The sequence below is a fragment of the Alteromonas sp. ABE4_545 genome, assembly GCF_056161325.1.
Genome location: NZ_JBSWYY010000014.1, coordinates 53,488 through 72,235, shown reverse-complemented (window position 1 = coordinate 72,235; position 18,748 = coordinate 53,488). Strand labels below are relative to the sequence as shown.

The window sequence follows — 18,748 nt, the reverse complement described above, 5'->3', positions numbered from 1 at the left end:
AGCAACAATCAAGTGATAATTCATCGTGTTACTGTTTAACCAACCGCGTAATTCCCCAATACACGTAGTCTTTATTTGCACATTGCCAACCTAGGCGCTGTAGTTCCTTGCAGAGAAATCGATTCATCATCGCATGAGCAAATACCGCTATTGCCTGCTGCTCATTTATTTTATCGGCCAAATACTCAGCAGCCTGAATCGAACGCGCCTTAGCCTGACCAAAGCTTTCAAAGGGCCCTGTTTTTCCCAACAACCAAATTAGGCGATTCAAATACACCCAATTCCACGCTTTGGCCTTAATGGGTATTGGATACCAAGGAATATCCATTTCACGAAACAGCGGCAAACTAATATCAGGTGTTTTTTGCGTATAAATTTCTGCTGAATGAATGGCTCGCTTTAAATCACTACTGATCACGTAATGTTCCGACAAATCAAGCTTGTGCTTTGGCCGACTGGTATCGCACACATATGACTTGTCGTACTGCCTAACCCAGTTAGCAAAGCCAGCGGCAGACACTTTGTGGTTCTGCGCCGCTTTCGGTTTACCGTGGCGTATTAGTAATATTTCCTTATTCATTCCCGCTCTGTAAGTGTTCGTGCTCATTTATGCTATTTATAGCAGTAGAGGCCTTACTTGACCATTTTCCATGCCTGCGAGAACATATCTATATCACTGTAAACAAGATAAAATCCCACGTGTTAGCTGACCAAGTACATCCTCTGTGCAACCAACTTAACGCCATACCACCGCAACAAGTAAAAAAGCGCAAGTCCCTCGTTAGCACGCTGCTTCAAACTCAGGTGCAGGTCTTTTTAGAATCCCCATTTTCCTGTATTCACGGCACCAATATTCACACCGACCATGGTTTGTATGCTAATCATCACGTTGCGATAGAAGACTTTGCCACGGTGACATTTGGCCGCAACGTGCTTATCGGGCCTCATTGTGTGATCACCACACAGCAGCAAAATAGCGACGCGTTTGTACCCGTGACAATTGGCCACGGTGTATGGATTGGCGCCCATTGTGTTATTCACGCGGGCGTAAACATTGGCGAAAACACCGTAATTGGAGCAGGGAGTACCGTAACCACATCGTTGCCCGCCAACGCCGTCGCCTTCGGCAACCCTGCTAAAGTAATACGCTTCCTCGACAAGCCCGACACAGATTCATAGCTCGCCTTTATTCACTCAACTCTAACAGAAGCGATAACAGTTACACGATCAAAAAGGCCCCGTTGTTATCGGGGCCTTATGGCATTAGTTTGAGATGACGGGTCTTTTAGAACGGAATGTCATCATCAAAATCAAAATCAGGCTCTGCCATAGGAGGCTGAGATTGGTTATTTGGCTGCTGACCGCCTTGTGGGCGACCTTGTGGTGCTTGCTGATAACCACCACCTTGCTGATTATTGCCGTAACCGCCTTGGTTACCTTGCATATTGTTGCCTTGTGGGCGCGACTGATAACCACCACCTTGTTGACCGCCACCTTGCTGCTCGCGGCCGCCTAACATTTGCATTTGGTCTACGATGATTTCTGTCGTGTAACGATCTTGGCCTTGTTGATCCTGCCATTTGCGGGTTTGCAATTTACCTTCAACATAAATTTGCGAACCTTTGCGCAGATACTCACCGGCAATTTCGGCAAGACGACGATACATGGTTAAGCGGTGCCATTCTGTACGCTCTTGCATCTGACCTTGTTGGTCTTTCCAGCTCTCACTGGTTGCCAAACTCAAATTCGCCACTGCATTTCCGTTAGGCATGTATCTCACTTCAGGATCATTACCTAAATTACCTACTAAAATGACCTTGTTCACGCCTCTGGTTGCCATCGATATCTCCTGTAATTTCTGTCTAGTCTGTGGCTTATCGCTTTCGTCATTATTTCACTCAGGCCACAGTACCTTTGTGTTTCGTGTGGAACTCGGTGAAAGTGGGCAAGTATACCCTATTTTCTCAAATCACTAAGGGTTAATTTACGCCAAAGCCAGCCACCTGACTCTTTCACAAAGCGTGAGGTGTTTCATTCGCGCATGTGAACACCACATTAACGGGTTCTCGTTATCAATGTAACTCGTTATAAGATCAGGTCGAAACGCGATTTTGAGAAGTCAAATTAACAAGTCGTTGGGCGAAAAATGAAAATGATTAACAAAATCACACAATTCCAACAAGCTTTATGTAATCGTTTTCTCGTTATAACCAGCTAATTTAAAGCGTCTCTAATTAAATTATAAAAATATATTAACTTTTTATGGTAAACGTTTACCCAATCATGTTATAAAGTTGTTATTGTTTGAGGCGGTCATAGTTAGCCCTACGCTTACCTGCCTTGAAAGATGGATATTCACGCACTCAAACACGACTTAGGACACTCTTAGAAAACGTTTACCTTGGGGGTAATAGGATGAAGACACAGTTTAAGCTAAGCCTAACCGCGCTTGCACTAGCGCAGTGCTTAAGTTTGTCAGCTGCACACGCACAAGAAGCTGAAAAAACAGAAACCAAAGCCGATGCAATTGATGCCGAAATTATCACTGTACGTGGATTCGGTAGTACACTGACTCGCTCTCTTCAACACAAGAAGCTAGCAGATTCCACTGTAGAAATTATCTCTACTGATGACCTTGGTCAGCTACCCGACGTAACTATTACTGATGCGCTAGCGCGTCTACCAGGTATCGCAGCAGATCGTGACCGTGGTAACGCCAGCCAGATCTCTATTCGCGGTATGGGCCCTCGCCTAAACCTTGCAACGATGAATGGCCGCGAGATCGTAAGTGGTGAGCCTAGCCGTAGCGTACGTTATGAGCAATTTCCTGCTGAATTGATCAGCTCGGTAGAAGTATATAAAAGCCCTGTCGCCAGCAATGTAGAAGGCGGTATTTCAGGCTTAGTTGACATGCAATTCGTTGACCCGCTTGATAAGAGTGAGCGCGTGATTAACGTTAGCGGTCATATGATGGAATACCCATTAGCTGATGATATCCCCACTGCTGATAACCGCGGTTATCGTGCCAACTTCAGCTACATCGACCCTATTTCAGATACCTTTGGTTTTGCCTTCGGTATTGCTGTACAAGACCAACCGTCTATCCAAAAAGATGTCACATCTTGGGAATACAATAACGTTGCCGCTGAACAAGGTGACGTAGATGGTAACGGCGTAACAGAAGCCGCGCCTTGGGGCGCTCAAACTGCAACAAAAGGTGGCGACAATCAACGTGTTGGCGCAATGACCGTATTACAATGGCTACCCACTGAAAGCCTGGAATTAAAATACGACCTGTTCTACTCCAAGTTTGACATTGAAGAACGTGAAGACCAGATGTGGTTTGATGGTTGGGGTAACTGGGGCGGTTTGAATGACTGGAACGTTGCCAATGCCAGCAACGCACCACAAATCATCACCAAAGAAGATGGCTCAGAGCAAATCGTCGCTGGCGGTATGCTATGGGGTGGTAGCCACACAGCGAACAACTCTACTTGGTTCCAGAAAAACGAACTTATCAGTACGGGGTTGAATGCTGAATGGATAGGCGATGATTGGAAAATCAACGCTGACATCGGTTATTCAGAAGCCTCTATCGAATCGCGTTGGGTAAACATTCAGTCTTGGTACTGGGATGCAGACGCCGATGCTAATGGTATGGACTACAGCTGGGATACCACTGGTGAGCGCTTAGCTATTGGTGCCGGTTACGACATTGGTGATGTATCAGATTACGGTCTCGACTACATGCAGGTTGATAACGACCGCGTACTTGAAGATGAAATGATTACTGCGAAGCTAGACTTCTCTCGCCCAGTTGAGTGGGGCGTTATTGATGCAGTGAGCTTTGGTGGCCGTTGGACAGACCGCGAAAAAGACAACGATGTGGTTAGCTGGGAACAGAGCGTAGTTGATTCAAGCGCAACTGTAGATGCTTACACATATGAACTTGGTGATGGCTACGATGTGCCTGCACTTTACACCATTGGTAACTGGGCGGATGTTGCTGAAACAGCATTTGGCGGTATTGATAATCGCTCACAGCACGAAAAAACCGACGCCGACAAATTCAACAGCTGGAACGTACAAGAAACCAATACTGCACTGTATTTCCAATTTAACCTAAACGGTGAAATTGCGGGTATTTCTTATACCGGTAACGCTGGTGTACGTTACGTACGCACTGAATCAACGTCTAGTGGTTTCCAACAGTCTGATGGCGGTGAACTTACTCACGTGTCGATTGACCACGATTATGATGAAATCTTGCCGGCCTTAAACTTGCGTTTCAACGTTACAGACGATTCGCAAATTCGCTTTGGTTTGTCTCGTGCGATGTCACGTGCACCACTAATCGAAATGCGTACTGGTCTGCAAATTAACACAACGTCTACCGTGAAAACGGCGTCAGGTGGTAACCCACAACTCGACCCATTTGTGGCTGACCAAGTTGACCTAGGTTATGAGTACTTCTTCGCAGAAGACGCGGCACTTACCTTGTCATTGTTCTTCAAAGACGTTAAGAGTCACGTAGGCTCTTCAACAGAAACCTTGAACATTAACGGCGAGGACTACCAGTTTAGCGGCCCAATCAACGGTGATGGCGGTCAAATTCGTGGTTTCGAAGTCATGTATCAGCAAGCGTTCTCTATGTTACCGGAACCATTTGATGGCCTAGGTATCTACACAAACTACAGCTATACAGACAGCAATATCACCGAGTTCGAGCCAGTCGACAACCCACTTCCAATGGGCGGTTTGTCGAAGAACGTAGGCAGCTTGACACTGTGGTACTACAAAGCCGGTGTGGATGCGAAAGTGTCTTACAACTACCGTAGTGCGTACACCAGTGTAGGTAGCTGGGATCCAGGTGCTATCTTCACCATTGATGATGAGGCAACTGTTGACGCAAGCATCTCTTATGAATTTACTGAAAACTTCAAAGTGATGTTGCAAGGTCAAAACCTGACTAACGAAGCGTCAACGTCTTACTTCGATAACGATCCTTCTCGCCCTCGTCAGTATGCCGAGTGGGGACGCCGTTATCTATTAGGCTTCCAATATTCAATGTAAGCTCTTCAAATCAGCACTGCTCTCCTTCCGAGAGCGGTGCTTTTTTGCGTTTATAGCCCACGCGGCTTGATATTTCTCATTTCAACAAGGCTAGTGCAATGACTTCTATTTTCCGATTTGCCCTTATACTCTGTACGCTAATAGGTTTAGGCGCATGCCAACCTTCAAACACCTCTTCGCAAACACCGTTTACCAGCCAAACCATCTCTTTTAATCAAGATTGGCAATTTAAAAAGGCAAACGAAGAATTAACACCCGCACAAATCGATAGCCCTTGGCAAAATGTCGCTTTGCCCCACACGCCGCAACTCGAACCTGAGATTGTCAACGACCAATGGCAAGGTATTGCGTGGTATCAAAAATCTTTTACTGTGCCAGAGGCATGGTTAAACCAAGCCGTATTCGTTCGCTTTGAAGGTGCGATGAATGCAGCAGAAGTTTGGCTTAATGATAAAAAAGTGGGCAGTCATCTAGGCGGCTATTTACCCTTCACACTCGACTTAAGCCCATACTTACAAGCTGGTACGAACAACATTCGCGTGCGCTTAGACAACCGCGATAACGACATTACTGGCCCGAAACCCCTTTCTTTGCTCGATTTTAATATGTATGGCGGGTTATATCGCGATGTGAACTTGTTGGTAAAAAACAAGCTGATGATCACCGATGAAATGTATGCCAACGAAGTAGCTGGCGGTGGCGTATTCGTCACTTTCCCTACGGTCGACAAAGCCCAATCTAGCGTCAATGTGAAAACTCAGGTCGCCAATACCACACAGAGCGAACAAACCTTCACGCTTACACAAACACTGAACTTCGACGGCCAACAAGTACAACAAGCCGCTGTTGAGCACACCTTAAAAGCAGGTGAATCTACCCACCTTGAGCAGCTGCTAGACGTGGCAAAACCAGCTCTGTGGTCACCTAAACACCCTAACCTCTATACGCTAGAAACCGTGTTGTCTAACGGCAACAATGTGATTGAAAAACAAACGCGTAAAATAGGTATTCGTTCTTTCGTGTTTAACGACAAACACGAATTGTTAATCAATGACGAGAAAACCTTCTTGCGCGGCGTCAACCGCCATCAAGAATACCCATTTGTGGGCTACGCAACATCAGCCCAAGCAGACTACCGCGATGCGGTTAAAATAAAGAGTGCAGGTTTCGACTATGTACGCTTGTCTCACTACCCTCATTCAAAGGCCTTTATGGAAGCGGCAGACGAGTTAGGTTTAGTCCTACTCGACGCTATTTTGGGCTGGCAGTACTACAACCCAACACCGGCATTCGAAGCGCACACCATAAAAGCCTGTGCCGATTTGCTTCGCCGCGACCGAAACCACGCCAGCGTGATTGCTTGGGAATGCTCGCTAAACGAGTCGGATATGCCGGATGAGTTTATTGCAGCACTGTCAGACACCGTACATAAAGAATACCCAGGCGCGTATTCTGCGGGTTGGGAAAAAGGCTACGATATTTACGTACAAGCTCGTCAACACAGACTACAGCACTATGAAACGCCTGAAGAACCTTACATTGTCTCTGAATACGGTGATTGGGAATACTACGCGCAAAACGCAGGGTTAAATCAGGATAGCTGGCAAGACCTACAAGAAGACGAACGCACCAGTCGCCAATTGTTAAACAGCGGCGAAAAGCGTTTGTTGCAACAAGCCAAGAACTTGCAAGAAGCACACAACGACAATTTCACCGTACCCGCTTTTGCTGACGGCTATTGGGTGATGTTTGACTATAACCGCGGCTATGCTGACGATATTGAATCGTCGGGTATTGCGAGTATTTATCGCCAACCTAAATTCAGCTATTACTTGTTCCAAAGTCAACGCGACATCAGCGAACAAGACAGTCGTTTCGACAGTGGCGCCATGGTTTATATTGCCAGTGATTGGCAACAAGGTTCGAGTAGCGATGTTCGAGTATTCTCTAACGCAGAGCAAGTGTCGTTGTATTTGAACGACACGCTAGTTGCCACACAGCAACCAGACCAAGATGCACTAAGCTCACACCTCGCTCACCCTCCATTTACCTTTGCTTTAGGTAAATTTACTCCAGGTACGCTGCGCGCCGACGCAGTGGTCGATGGCAAGGTAGTATCAAGCCATACCGTTACCACAGCTGGTGACGCTAGCGGCATTGTGTTGCGAGTAGACGCATCAGGTAAAGCTCCTGCAACGGGCGTAAAAGACAAAGTATTCGTATATGCTCAAGTTGTCGATGCAAACGGCAATCCAGTACGTGTGAATGATTTGACCCTTACTGCCAGCGTCAATGGCGACATTAAGCTGTTGAATCAGAGTCCCATCACAACAGCTCGTGGTGAAGGTGGCGTGTTGATTCAAGTGGGTAATGATTTATCAGATGCGAGTGTTACGGTTTCAGGTGAAGGCCTGACACCCGCTACTATCGCGCTTAAGTAATTAGGATTTCATCATGCATATTTTAGTTACCGGCGGCGCCGGCTACATTGGCAGTCATACCTGTATTGCTTTGATAGAAGCAGGGCACACTGTAGTAGTGGTTGATAACTTTTCTAACAGCCACCCGGAAGCACTCAAGCGTGTTGAAGCAATATGTGATAGCCGCATTCCCCTGTATCAAGGGGATGTAGGCACCCCTGCATTGCTGCAGCAAATTTTTACTGAACACGACATAGATGGCGTTATCCATTTTGCAGGCTCAAAAGCAGTGGGTGAGTCGGTAGAAAAGCCAATGCTTTATTACCGCAACAATGTTACCGCCAGCCAAACGTTGATCGAAACGATGCAACAAGCTGGCGTTGATACCTTGGTATTTAGCTCATCTGCCACTGTTTATGGTGACCCACATACCGTACCTATTTTAGAAGACTTCCCTGTTGGTGCCACTAACCCTTATGGCCGCAGTAAGTTGATGGTTGAGCAAATCATGCAAGACCAAGCGGTAGCAAATAGTGCATTTAACGGCATTATTTTGCGCTATTTCAATCCAGTGGGCGCACACCCCAGCGGTAATATTGGTGAAGATCCAAACGGCATACCGAATAATCTAATGCCATTTATTGCCCAAGTTGCAGTGGGAAAACGCCCGCAGCTAGCCGTTTTTGGCGACGACTACCCCACCAGCGACGGCACTGGCGTACGTGACTATATTCACGTTTGTGACCTCGCAGAAGGCCATGTTAAAGCTCTTGAAACTCTGCATGGACAAGCTGGAAGTCATATTTTCAACTTGGGGACAGGTAGCGGCGTGTCGGTACTCGATATGGTTGAAGCCTACGCGCAAGCCAGCCAGCGCCCTATTCCGTATCAAGTGGTCGCACGACGACCCGGCGATGTTGCCCAGTGTTATGCCGACCCTAGCCACGCAAAAGCCGTACTGGGATGGCAGGCAACACGTACTTTAGAGGACATGGTTGCAAGTAGTTGGCATTGGCAGTCTTCTAATCCAAACGGTTACCGTGAAGCATAATTACAGGAGAGTATAGATGTTATCCAAGCAATTAATGTCGTCGTTGCTCGTCACAACATTAGGTTTGAGCGCGCACACCGCATTCGCCAGCAATGAGTCTCACCCAACACCCGTACGTGTGGAAGAGGGCAAATTATTATGGGCCAACGGCGAGCCAGTGTATTTATTTGGTGCCAATTACAGCGCGCCTTTCGCCTATGGTTTTCGCGCGATAGAGCGCCGTGGCATTGACCACAAAGCAGCCATTGATATGGATGTTGACCATATGGCTCGCCTAAAACTCAACGCTTATCGCATCCACGTATGGGACAAGGTCATCAGCGATAAAGATGGCAATATCATTGACAACGAATACCTCGAATTATTCGACTACTTGATGATGCGACTGCAAGAGCGAGGCATTCGTGCCATCATCACGCCGATTGCCTGGTGGGGTTCGGGTTATCCTGAGCCAGATCCATCAGAGCCCGGATTTGCAGTGGGCTACAGCAAGAACGACATGAATGAAAAACCTGAGTTGATTGCAGCCCAACAGCGCTATTTAACTCAATTTATGGCGCATAAAAACCGTTATACCGGTAAAGCTATCGGCCAAGATCCAGACATCATTGCGTTTGAACTGTTTAATGAGCCAAAGCACCGTCAAGCGCCAGAAAAAAGTGCCGCTTACGTCGAAACCTTGCTTGCCACTGTGCGTGGAACGGGTATCACAAAGCCACTGTTTTACAACACGAGTGAACAAGGTGATCAACCCAAATTCGCACAAGCCTTATGTGAATCATCACTAGACGGTGTCGCATACCAGTGGTATCCCACAGGCTTGCTCAAGTACAGTACGTTGAACACAAATGTGTTACCTGCGGTGTCTACCTACACTGATCCGTTTGACGGTATTTCTGCGTGTAAAGATAAAGCGCGTATGGTGTATGAATTTGACGCTGCAGATATTACCAATAGTGTGACTTATCCAGCGATGGCTCGCAGCTTCAGAGATGCAGGCTTTCAATGGGCGACGCAATTTGCCTACGACCCTGCGGTAATTGCCGATACGAACTCTGATTACAACACCCACTACATGAACTTGTTGTATACACCGTCGAAAGCGGTGAGCTTGATGATTGCTGGTGAAGAGTTCAGAACTCTACCCGACGGCTACAAAGCCCCTGCGTACCCAGCAAGTAATCAGTTCCATCACACAACACTTGACTACGTAAACAACGTATCTGTGTTTGATGACGGCACTCAGTTTTATCACTCCAACACAACGCAAACATCACCGAAGCAAACCTCATCACTCACGCACATTGCCGGTGTTGGTTCGTCGCCAGTGGTGCAATACACAGGCTCTGGTGCTTACTTCTTAGATAAGGTTAGCAGCGACGGCTGGCGTTTAGAGGTATTCCCCGACCTGATTCAGCGTCAAGACCCACACAAGAACTCCAGTTTGGAACGTGAAGTAGGCCGGTTGTCTCTGCAAGCCAATACAATGACAGTCACACTGCCTGGGCTTGGCGAACAGTTTTCAGTAACTGGGGTGAACCAAGACAATGACTATGCGGCAAAAGCCTCGTCTGGGCGCTTCAGTGTTAAGCCCGGCGTATACTGGCTGTCTGCGTCAAACAGTCAGCCTGCAAAGGCTCTGGATACAACTTATTTGCTACCCGAGATAAAGCCAGCGCAAACCATTGTAACCCATCAGCCGCAGCGACAGCGCAACGTTAATGACCCACTAACGTTTACCGCCACGGTGCAAAGTCAATCGCCTAATCCGAGCGTGACCCTACAGTTGCGTTATGAAGGTTACAACGACTTTGTGAGCCTGCCCATGCAGCGCCAGGACAAAGGCCAGTACAGTGTAGCGTTGCCGACAGACAAAGCCCTGCGTATCCCAGGAAAGCTAGAATACGCATTTACTGTTGTTGATGGCGACACCACGGTTACCTTCCCTCACGCGCAACCAGGAAAACCTCAAAACTGGGATTTTCTCAACCTTGGTTACTACCACACGGTATTGCAACCTGAAGGCACACCAGTGGTGTTGTTAAACCCAGCACAAGCACGTGGCACCTTTGTCGCCCCACAAAATACGGTTAGCTGGCCTGCGTCTTCCGCCACCATGGAAGGCGAAACCGTGAAACTCGAAGTGTTTAAAGACAATATTCAAACTGGCGGACCATTGCTGCGTACCGATTTACCTAAAAACGCAACGTTAATAGACCGCAAACTTGATAACTACAACGCCATCGCCCTGCGTGTGCGTGGGTTGGGAGGCAGCGACAGGTTGCAATTTGGTGTGATAGCCAACGATGGATTGGCCTATGGCACCGATTTCGCGGTGACTGATGAATGGAAAACACTGGTGATCCCAGTGTCCGCTTTAAAACCAACAGCAACCCTGCTTACACGTGCATATCCTACTTTTATGCCAGTAACTACAGGGCCGTTTGAAGGTCAAGCTACATTAGATATTCACCAGATAACAGGTCTACAATTCTTGCTACCACCATTGAAACGCGAGCGTAAAAACGGTTGGCGCGGTATTGAACTAGGTGATATTGCGTTAATTCAGCTCAATTAAGCTGCAATTTAATGTGATTCCAAAAGCCGCTTTGCTCTGATGAGGACAAAGCGGCTTTTTAGTACTTATTAAATTATTCACAAAGGTATAAAAATACATACACCATAAACTATACAGATATAGGTTATTGTAAATACAACAATATATAATAACGACGGTAAGAGGTTGTCCTAACTCAGGTAAATTGGCTGAGCTTTAGTGGCAGAAACTCCATTATTACACCTGAAGTCTGCCAGAGTATCTGTTCATGGATGATAAAGCGGTTCATCAATTCACTAAACGTAGGTACTTCCTATTTTTCTGCGTTGCCATTGCTTGTTTGGCAACCTTACTCATTGTTGCGTCTCATGTTTTACTCGTTAACTTTCAAACGGCGAAAATGCGTGATGCGCTTGCCTACGTCGACAACGCCACCCAGCAAATACGCGACGAAATTACACAACACCTCAGACCGATCAACGATGACAAAAAATGCACAAAACAAGACTTGCGGCGCTTAAGAATAATTGTCAGTCGTAGCAAAACGCTGAAAAATATTGGGCGGGTACAAAACAACACCATACTGTGTTCTGCAAATTGGGGGGTGCTGGACACTCCCATACCACTTAGCCCACCTGACTTTACGCTCTCGCGCTCTCAATTTTGGCGGGCTCTGCCCACTACTCGGTTCACCACTCAACCTACTGCAGCGGTTGCCAATGAAGACACACTTCTCGTCATTTCTCATGATATTTATAACGACTATTACGTCGAAGAAGCCCTCGATGCCATCACAGTAACAACCTACGACAGCCAACATACGTACTTATACTGGGAAGCATTTCGATACACTCAACATAAAATGATGATAGATACGCGTCATCCTCTTTCTATTATCGAGGCATCAACTTGTCGCAGTGATGCGCGCTATTGTATTCACACCGTCAGGCACGAAGCAGGGCTGTATGGAGTACCTCTGTCCATTTTCGCGCTTGTTATTGTGTTCTCGTTGCTCACTAGCTATGTGATATGCAAGCAATTTCACTATCACTGGGTGAAAAGTAATACTCTGCCCTATCGACTCAAAAAAGCGATTGAAAATGGCAGCTTACACGTAGTGTTTCAGCCTAAGTTAGAAATGGAAAGCGGGCGCTGTGTAGGGGTGGAAGCCTTAGCAAGGTGGCACGACGACAAACTGGGGCAAGTCTCACCGGCTGAGTTTATAGCGGTGGCAGAACAGCACGGCTATATTGTTGATCTCACACTGTCGATTTTACGCAAAACCTTTCACGCTCTCATCCCTATTATTCGCGCACGCCCCGACTTTAGTGTCAGCGTTAATTTAACCATGGAAGACATTGTTGATGTGCGTGTGTACAACGAAGTCAAACGACTAATGCAAAGGTATCAATTACAGCAAAAAACCGTGGTGATTGAGATTACCGAACGCACCACCCATGAGTTTTGCACCGTGCGTCATTGGATTAACCTTTATCGTGAACTAGGCTGCCGTATCTCAATAGACGACTTTGGTACTGGCTATGCAAACCTCAATGCCATTGCTTCATTGCAGGCTGACGAGATTAAAGTCGACCGCTTCTTTACTCAGTCAATTGGGTCGGGGTCGTTAAACCAAAATACACTAGACGCCATTATCACCTTCCTCAATCAGCTGGATAAAGACGTTGTATTCGAAGGCATAGAGTCGGAAGAACAAGCCGCCTATATTATTAATAAACGCAAAAACCCCATCGCTCAGGGCTGGTTGTATTCTCACCCTCTCTGCCCCGAATCACTGGCGAAATTTTTAGACATAGATACAAAAACGCCCTGAGGATATTCAGGGCGTTCACGAAACAATTCAATATGGATTAAAGCACAGCGAGTGCTGCGTCGTAATCTGGCTCGTCCACTGTTTCAGCAACTTGCTGGGTGTAAAGTACTGAACCGTCAGTATCAATAACAACCACTGAGCGCGACAACAAACCCGCTAGAGGACCAGTAGTGAATGTTACGCCGTAGTCTTTTCCAAAATCAGCGCGGAAAGTTGAGCCTGTCGCCACGTTTTCAATGCCTTCAGCGCCACAGAAGCGACCTAATGCAAATGGCAAATCAGCAGACACACACACTACTTTGGTGTTGTCGAGAGACGCTGCTTTTTCGTTAAATTGACGTACTGATGTTGCACATGTACCAGTATCAACAGATGGGAATATGTTAAGTACTACACGCTGACCTTTTAAGTCGGCCAATGTTAATGGCGATAAATCTGCTTGTACAAGCTCAAAACCAGGAGCTTGTGTACCAACTGCGGGTAACTCACCAATAGTTTCAAGTGCATTACCTTGTAGTGTTACTGTAGCCATGTTGCTTTCCTTTTATGTGTGTATAAACAATGAGGCACTCACTGAATGTTCAGTCAATGCTGAGCCTTGTTCTTCATATTGCAGCGTATTGCTCACAATTCAAGAGGCAGAATACGATTGTTGCTAAAAAGTATGACAAATAAAAATAAACCCCTCACTAGGAGGGGTTTAACAAGACTTTACACGACGACTGTGTGATTACCACCACACAGTGTAGAACGCGACGAGTAATACAATGACCGCCAAAGATGCAACGTTAAAGCCTGAGGTGGTCTTAAATGCCACTTCTTTCAGCTCAATTGCATTGGCGTGATTACCTTTATTCTCGATAAGTGAAACAATGACAGCCACTGCCACACACAACAAGAACACAATACCGACGCGGTCGATAAACGGCAGCTCTGGCCAGAATTGGAAGAACGCCAAACTCAATAGGAAAGAACCCAGCGCGGCAAGCAGGCCACCATTCGCGGTGGTTTTCTTCCAGAACATGCCCAATACGAACAAGGCAACAATACCCGGCGTAAAGAAGCCAGTAAATTCCTGAATGTACTGGAACGCTTGGTCAAATTTGCCCAATAGCGGTTGTGCAGTAACCATTGCAATGATCAACGCTACAAAGCTCACTACTCGACCAACTTTTACGTAATGTGCTTGGCTTTCATTAGGACGGCTACCTTTGTAGATATCCATCGTAAAGATCGTTGATACACTGTTTGTCATCGACGCAAGAGAAGACACAATCGCAGCAACCAATGCAGCAAAAATAACACCTTTAAGGCCAACAGGCATCAAGGTCATTAATGATGGATATGCTTGGTCAGCCTTTTCCAAATCAGGCACCAGTAGCACTGCAGCAATACCTGGTAACACAACGATAAGTGGCATCAAAAGCTTAAGGAAAGCAGCAAATACAATACCTTTTTGCGCTTCTTGAACGTTTTTAGCTGCTAGCGTACGTTGAATAATGTATTGGTTGAAACCCCAGTACGACAAATTCATGATCCACATACCACCGATCAACACAGAAATACCCGGAAGATCTTTGTAGAATGGGCTGTCAGGAGCCAAAATCATATCGAATTTTTCAGGTAGCTTGTTTGAAATATCGATAAAGCCCTGCACCACGCCATTGCCATCACTGATAAGGTTCAGTGCGGTATAAGACAAGAACAAGCCGCCAGCAACAAGCAAGACCACTTGGATAATGTCGGTCATTGCCACCGCTTTAAGGCCGCCGTAGAGCGAATAAGCCAATGAGAATGCACCAAGGAACACCATGCCGTAAACCATATCGACACCGGCGATAGTGTTGATAGCAAGCGCACCCAACCACAATACTGCGGTAAGGTTTACAAACACATAAACACCCAACCAGAAAACGGCCATTACCATACGTACACGATGGTCATAGCGCTGCTCTAGAAACTGAGGCATGGTGTAAATTTTGTGTTTTAAGAAAATAGGTAAGAAGTACTTACCAACAATAATTAAGGTTAGCGCTGCCATCCACTCATAAGAGGCAATGGCTAAGCCAATTTTATAACCTGAGCCTGACATACCAATGATTTGTTCAGCAGATATATTGGCAGCAATAAGTGATGCTCCAATTGCCCACCACGGCAAGCTAGACCCTGCCAAAAAGTAATCATTGGTGTCTTTTTCGTGTCCTTGTTTGTCACGGGATACCCACCAGGCCACCCCAATCAGCGCCACCACATAGATGACGAATAGCGCAATATCTAAGGTCTCGATATTCATATTATTTCCCAACGTCTTTGTTGTTTTAGAGACTCACATTGAAGCAACTAAGTTAATGACTTATGCAAAAGCCCCTTGCTCAGCTGAACATATGTAAATGGTTTGTTTATGCCCGGTGTGCGCATGATATAGCGTATCGACCACTTCCGTCACCTCCGAAACGCGATTTTTTGGCACAAGTGCGACCACACAGCCGCCAAAACCACCACCTGTCATACGAACACCGCCTTCTTTACCCAATACATCGTCGATAATTTCAACAAGGTAATCGATAGGCGGTACTGTAATTTCAAAATCGTCTCGCATTGAAGCATGTGATTGCGCCATCAATTCACTCACGTCAGCAATGCGCCCTGCGCGCAACGCGTCGAACATATCCAACGTACGTTGGTTCTCGGTGATCACATGACGAGCACGTCGATATACTGGGTTAGACATAGCAGGCTTGTGCTGCTCCAATAGCGCGAGATCGGCATCGCGAAGGGCAGTTACGCCCATGATTTTTGCACTTTCTTCACACTGTTCTCGGCGAACATTGTACTCACTGTCGACAAGCCCACGCTTTACATTGGAGTTAATGATGACGATAGCGTGAGAGTCTGGCAGTGGCGTGTGCTGGAAATCAAGCGAACGGCAATCAAGGAGCATTGCTTCTCCCTGTTTACCCATTGCAGAAATCAACTGGTCCATAATCCCACATGAACATCCCACAAAGGTATTTTCCGCTTTTTGCCCGAGCAACGCTGCTTCTACACCAGTGACTTCTAGGTTGTAGAGGGCTTTAAACATTTTCACGATCGCCACTTCAAACGACGCAGAAGAACTCAACCCTGCTCCTTGAGGTACATTACCTGTTACCGCAAGGTTTGCACCTTGCAAATCAGGGAACACATCAAGTAACACCTTACACACACCACGCACATAGTTAGACCAAGTTGCAGTGTCAACGTGTTGAATATCATCAAGAGAAAATTGAATACGCTCGCCGTCGTAATCTAATGCGACAACATCGATAATGCGGTCATTGCGCGGCGTAGCAGCGATCCACGTACCAAAATTAATCGCAGCAGGAAAGACAAAACCATCATTGTAATCAGTGTGCTCACCAATAAGATTTACGCGACCCGGTGCTTGAATATTTATCGCAGGAGTCTCACCAAACGCTACTTCAAAAGCTGCTGCAAGATCTGTTTGTTGATTCATAATGTTATTTCTCTTTGTAATGGATCGCAGGCAAGGCTTTTAGTCTTTCTGCCGCTTGTTCTGGTGTTAGATCACGTTGGGCTTCTGCCATCATTTCGTAACCCACCATAAATTTACGCACTGTGGCAGAGCGCAATAGCGGTGGGAAGAAATGCGCATGTAGCCCCCATTCAGGATGCTCTTGGCCATCAAATGGTGCACTGTGCCAACCCATTGAGTACGGGAATGAAGTTTCGAATAAATTGTCGTACTTCACGGTTATTTGCCCAACAATGTCAGCCAAGCTGTGCTGTTGCGCCTCTGTGAGTTGTGTCAGGTTTTGAATTTCAAAACGAGGTAATAGCAAGGTTTCAAACGGCCACGCCGCCCAGTAAGGAACAACCACTGCCCAATCGTCGTTTAGGCACACAACGCGTTCGTCACTGGCCACTTCACGCTGCACATAATCCAACAACATGCTGCTGCCATGTTTGGCTGTATATTCAGAGAAATGGGTTTGCTTTTTCGACGCCAGTGTAGGCAAGTGTTGCTGAGCCCATACTTGTCCATGCGGGTGTGGGTTAGAACAGCCCATTACCGCACCTTTGTTTTCAAACACTTGTATCCAGGCGTAAGACTCACTTAGTTCCAACGTTTGTTGTTGCCAACACTTCACTACACCCACGCGAGCTTCATGAGTAAGCTCTGGCAATGTCTTACTGTGATCAGGTGAGAAACAAATTACGCGACTACATCCTTGTTCTGAACTGAAGGTAAACAAAGGGTCATCAGAACTTGCTTCAGGGGTATCTTGTTGCAGCGCGGCAAAGTCATTCGTAAAGACAAATGTACCTTCGTAGCTAGGATTTACTTCTCCGTTAACACGCGTATTACTTGGGCACAAATAGCACGTTTCGTCGTAGCTCGGGCGTACTTCATTAGAAGGTGTTTCGTTTTGCCCTTGCCAAGGTCGCTTAGCACGGTGAGGAGACACCAACACCCATTCGCCAATCATTGGATTATATCGACGATGAGGGTGGTCGGTTGGATTAAATTCTACAGTCATGACATGTCTCACTGATAAACTGAATACGTTAATAAATTGTACATGCTACAAGAACAAAGGTAAAACGTTTAACCTTTTTAATAACCAGCATGTTAGCTAAAATAAATACTGACTTAAGCTAGGCCTTACTCACCAAAAAAATTCATACTCGATATGGGTATGATGCGCTTCCCCCGGCAATAACCAGCCAGCGGGAAATGCGGCTTGGTTTGGAGTATCAGGAAACGCTTGCGGCTCCAAACAAATTGCGCCTCTGTTCACCAATGCTGCATGAGAGCGAAAGCCCATGGCTTCACCTAAGAAATTAGCGGTATAGCATTGTAAGCCTGGCGTATTGGTGGTTAGCTTGAGCACTCTTCCTGACTCAGGATCGCGCAGTACAGCGCTTGCTTGCCCATTGTTTTGACTACTGCGAAGTACAAAGTTGTGGTCGTACCCTGCGCCTAGTCGCAATTGTTCGTGAGCGGCATCGATATGCTCACCAATCTGTTTTGTTGTGCGAAAATCAAATGGCGTGCCACTGACATCAGCCAGCTGTCCCGTTGGAATTAATGCATCATTCACTGGAGTGTATGCGTCTGCATTAATAAACAACTCATGGCCCAATACACTGGCGCTAGCAACCGGCGATGACGCATCAACCACACCGGCTAAGTTAAAGTAACTGTGGTTAGTTAAGCTTATCGGTGTTTTATGATTGCTAGTGGCATACATATCCAACGTCAACACACCCGCATTGTTTAAGCGGTACTCGGCTTTAATCGCAACATCGCCTGGGAATCCGCCTTGACCGTCAGGGCTAATTAGCCTCAACGTCAACATTACGTGGTCGTCGTATTGCGCCTCTTGTGGCTCCCAATGCTTTTTGTTTACGCCAGCACTGGCACTGTGTAAATTATTTGTGCCGTTGTTTTGTTCCAGTGCGTACGACTTGTTAGCAATAGTAAACTCACCATTGGCGATTCGATTGGCATACGGCCCAACGATCGCACCTAAATACGCATTATCCGCTTTGTAAGCTGCCAAGTCGTTGTGGCCAACCACGATATTCGCTTTACGCCCCGCTTTATCAGGCGTTTCAATTGCCGTGATAATGCCGCCGTAATTGGTCACCTTGACAACGACACCAGCGTCAGACGACAAGGTATATAACCATACAGGCTTTCCATCTACTTCACCAAAGGGGGCTTTTGTTATTTCAGGCACAACTTTTTTCTCTATTTATTCGACCGGCTAAACCGTTAAGTGGCAACAAACCTGTTAACACTCAAG

At 46.5% G+C, this 18,748-nt stretch carries 13 protein-coding genes; 6 read left to right on the top strand and 7 right to left on the bottom strand.

Annotation, left to right across the window (positions count from 1 at the left end; all coding sequences use genetic code 11):
* Positions 1 to 28 precede the first annotated feature (28 nt).
* Positions 29 to 580, bottom strand: a complete 552-nt coding sequence (locus ACXAH6_RS13425; protein WP_474877589.1) for a histidine phosphatase family protein — start codon at positions 578 to 580, stop codon at positions 29 to 31.
* A gap of 29 nt (positions 581 to 609) precedes the next feature.
* Between ACXAH6_RS13425 and ACXAH6_RS13420 the strand changes: the two genes are divergently transcribed.
* Positions 610 to 1,179, top strand: a complete 570-nt coding sequence (locus ACXAH6_RS13420) for a DapH/DapD/GlmU-related protein (protein WP_474877587.1) — start codon at positions 610 to 612, stop codon at positions 1,177 to 1,179.
* 106 nt (positions 1,180 to 1,285) lie between these two features.
* Here ACXAH6_RS13420 and ACXAH6_RS13415 read toward each other — a convergent pair whose 3' ends face one another.
* The gene (locus ACXAH6_RS13415; RefSeq protein ID WP_474877586.1) at positions 1,286 to 1,840 is read right to left on the bottom strand and encodes a single-stranded DNA-binding protein; all 555 of its coding nucleotides are present in this window, start codon (positions 1,838 to 1,840) and stop codon (positions 1,286 to 1,288) included.
* Positions 1,841 to 2,415: 575 nt separating this feature from the next.
* On the opposite strand from ACXAH6_RS13415, the gene ACXAH6_RS13410 reads away from it, so the two are divergent.
* The 5 genes from ACXAH6_RS13410 to ACXAH6_RS13390 all read left to right on the top strand — a co-directional run bounded on the left by ACXAH6_RS13410 (position 2,416) and on the right by ACXAH6_RS13390 (position 12,935).
* Entirely contained in the window at positions 2,416 to 5,073 is a 2,658-nt protein-coding gene (locus tag ACXAH6_RS13410; RefSeq protein ID WP_474877584.1) for a TonB-dependent receptor, read from the top strand.
* Between the two features lie 98 nt (positions 5,074 to 5,171).
* The gene (locus tag ACXAH6_RS13405) at positions 5,172 to 7,514 is read left to right on the top strand and encodes a glycoside hydrolase family 2 protein (protein WP_474877582.1); all 2,343 of its coding nucleotides are present in this window, start codon (positions 5,172 to 5,174) and stop codon (positions 7,512 to 7,514) included.
* 13 nt (positions 7,515 to 7,527) lie between these two features.
* The gene (gene galE, locus ACXAH6_RS13400) at positions 7,528 to 8,544 is read left to right on the top strand and encodes a UDP-glucose 4-epimerase GalE (RefSeq protein WP_474877581.1); all 1,017 of its coding nucleotides are present in this window, start codon (positions 7,528 to 7,530) and stop codon (positions 8,542 to 8,544) included.
* A 16-nt stretch (positions 8,545 to 8,560) separates the two neighbouring features.
* Positions 8,561 to 11,122, top strand: coding sequence for a cellulase family glycosylhydrolase (locus ACXAH6_RS13395; protein ID WP_474877579.1), 2,562 nt, complete (start codon positions 8,561 to 8,563; stop codon positions 11,120 to 11,122).
* A 247-nt stretch (positions 11,123 to 11,369) separates the two neighbouring features.
* Positions 11,370 to 12,935, top strand: a complete 1,566-nt coding sequence (locus ACXAH6_RS13390) for an EAL domain-containing protein (protein WP_474877577.1) — start codon at positions 11,370 to 11,372, stop codon at positions 12,933 to 12,935.
* A gap of 37 nt (positions 12,936 to 12,972) precedes the next feature.
* Here ACXAH6_RS13390 and tpx read toward each other — a convergent pair whose 3' ends face one another.
* The 5 genes from tpx to ACXAH6_RS13365 all read right to left on the bottom strand — a co-directional run bounded on the left by tpx (position 12,973) and on the right by ACXAH6_RS13365 (position 18,682).
* Positions 12,973 to 13,467, bottom strand: a complete 495-nt coding sequence (tpx, locus tag ACXAH6_RS13385; protein ID WP_474877575.1) for a thiol peroxidase — start codon at positions 13,465 to 13,467, stop codon at positions 12,973 to 12,975.
* Between the two features lie 198 nt (positions 13,468 to 13,665).
* Positions 13,666 to 15,228 (bottom strand): sodium/sugar symporter, encoded by a 1,563-nt coding sequence (locus ACXAH6_RS13380; protein WP_474877573.1) that lies wholly within the window; start codon positions 15,226 to 15,228, stop codon positions 13,666 to 13,668.
* Between the two features lie 60 nt (positions 15,229 to 15,288).
* Positions 15,289 to 16,431 carry a galactokinase gene (galK, locus tag ACXAH6_RS13375; protein WP_474877571.1) on the bottom strand — a complete coding sequence of 381 codons (1,143 nt, stop codon included), beginning with the start codon at positions 16,429 to 16,431 and terminating at the stop codon, positions 15,289 to 15,291.
* Positions 16,432 to 16,435: 4 nt separating this feature from the next.
* Entirely contained in the window at positions 16,436 to 17,476 is a 1,041-nt protein-coding gene (locus ACXAH6_RS13370) for a UDP-glucose--hexose-1-phosphate uridylyltransferase (RefSeq protein ID WP_474877570.1), read from the bottom strand.
* Between the two features lie 129 nt (positions 17,477 to 17,605).
* A complete protein-coding gene (locus ACXAH6_RS13365) occupies positions 17,606 to 18,682 on the bottom strand; it encodes an aldose epimerase family protein (RefSeq protein WP_474877568.1) in 1,077 nt (358 codons plus the stop codon).
* Positions 18,683 to 18,748: the final 66 nt, after the last annotated feature.

Coding starts and splice junctions, on each gene's coding strand:
- ACXAH6_RS13425 (WP_474877589.1), bottom strand. CDS start 580: ATGAATAAGGAAATATTACTAATACGCCACGGTAAACCGAAAGCGGCG.
- ACXAH6_RS13420 (WP_474877587.1), top strand. CDS start 610: ATGCTATTTATAGCAGTAGAGGCCTTACTTGACCATTTTCCATGCCTG.
- ACXAH6_RS13415 (WP_474877586.1), bottom strand. CDS start 1,840: ATGGCAACCAGAGGCGTGAACAAGGTCATTTTAGTAGGTAATTTAGGT.
- ACXAH6_RS13410 (WP_474877584.1), top strand. CDS start 2,416: ATGAAGACACAGTTTAAGCTAAGCCTAACCGCGCTTGCACTAGCGCAG.
- ACXAH6_RS13405 (WP_474877582.1), top strand. CDS start 5,172: ATGACTTCTATTTTCCGATTTGCCCTTATACTCTGTACGCTAATAGGT.
- galE (WP_474877581.1), top strand. CDS start 7,528: ATGCATATTTTAGTTACCGGCGGCGCCGGCTACATTGGCAGTCATACC.
- ACXAH6_RS13395 (WP_474877579.1), top strand. CDS start 8,561: ATGTTATCCAAGCAATTAATGTCGTCGTTGCTCGTCACAACATTAGGT.
- ACXAH6_RS13390 (WP_474877577.1), top strand. CDS start 11,370: ATGGATGATAAAGCGGTTCATCAATTCACTAAACGTAGGTACTTCCTA.
- tpx (WP_474877575.1), bottom strand. CDS start 13,467: ATGGCTACAGTAACACTACAAGGTAATGCACTTGAAACTATTGGTGAG.
- ACXAH6_RS13380 (WP_474877573.1), bottom strand. CDS start 15,228: ATGAATATCGAGACCTTAGATATTGCGCTATTCGTCATCTATGTGGTG.
- galK (WP_474877571.1), bottom strand. CDS start 16,431: ATGAATCAACAAACAGATCTTGCAGCAGCTTTTGAAGTAGCGTTTGGT.
- ACXAH6_RS13370 (WP_474877570.1), bottom strand. CDS start 17,476: ATGACTGTAGAATTTAATCCAACCGACCACCCTCATCGTCGATATAAT.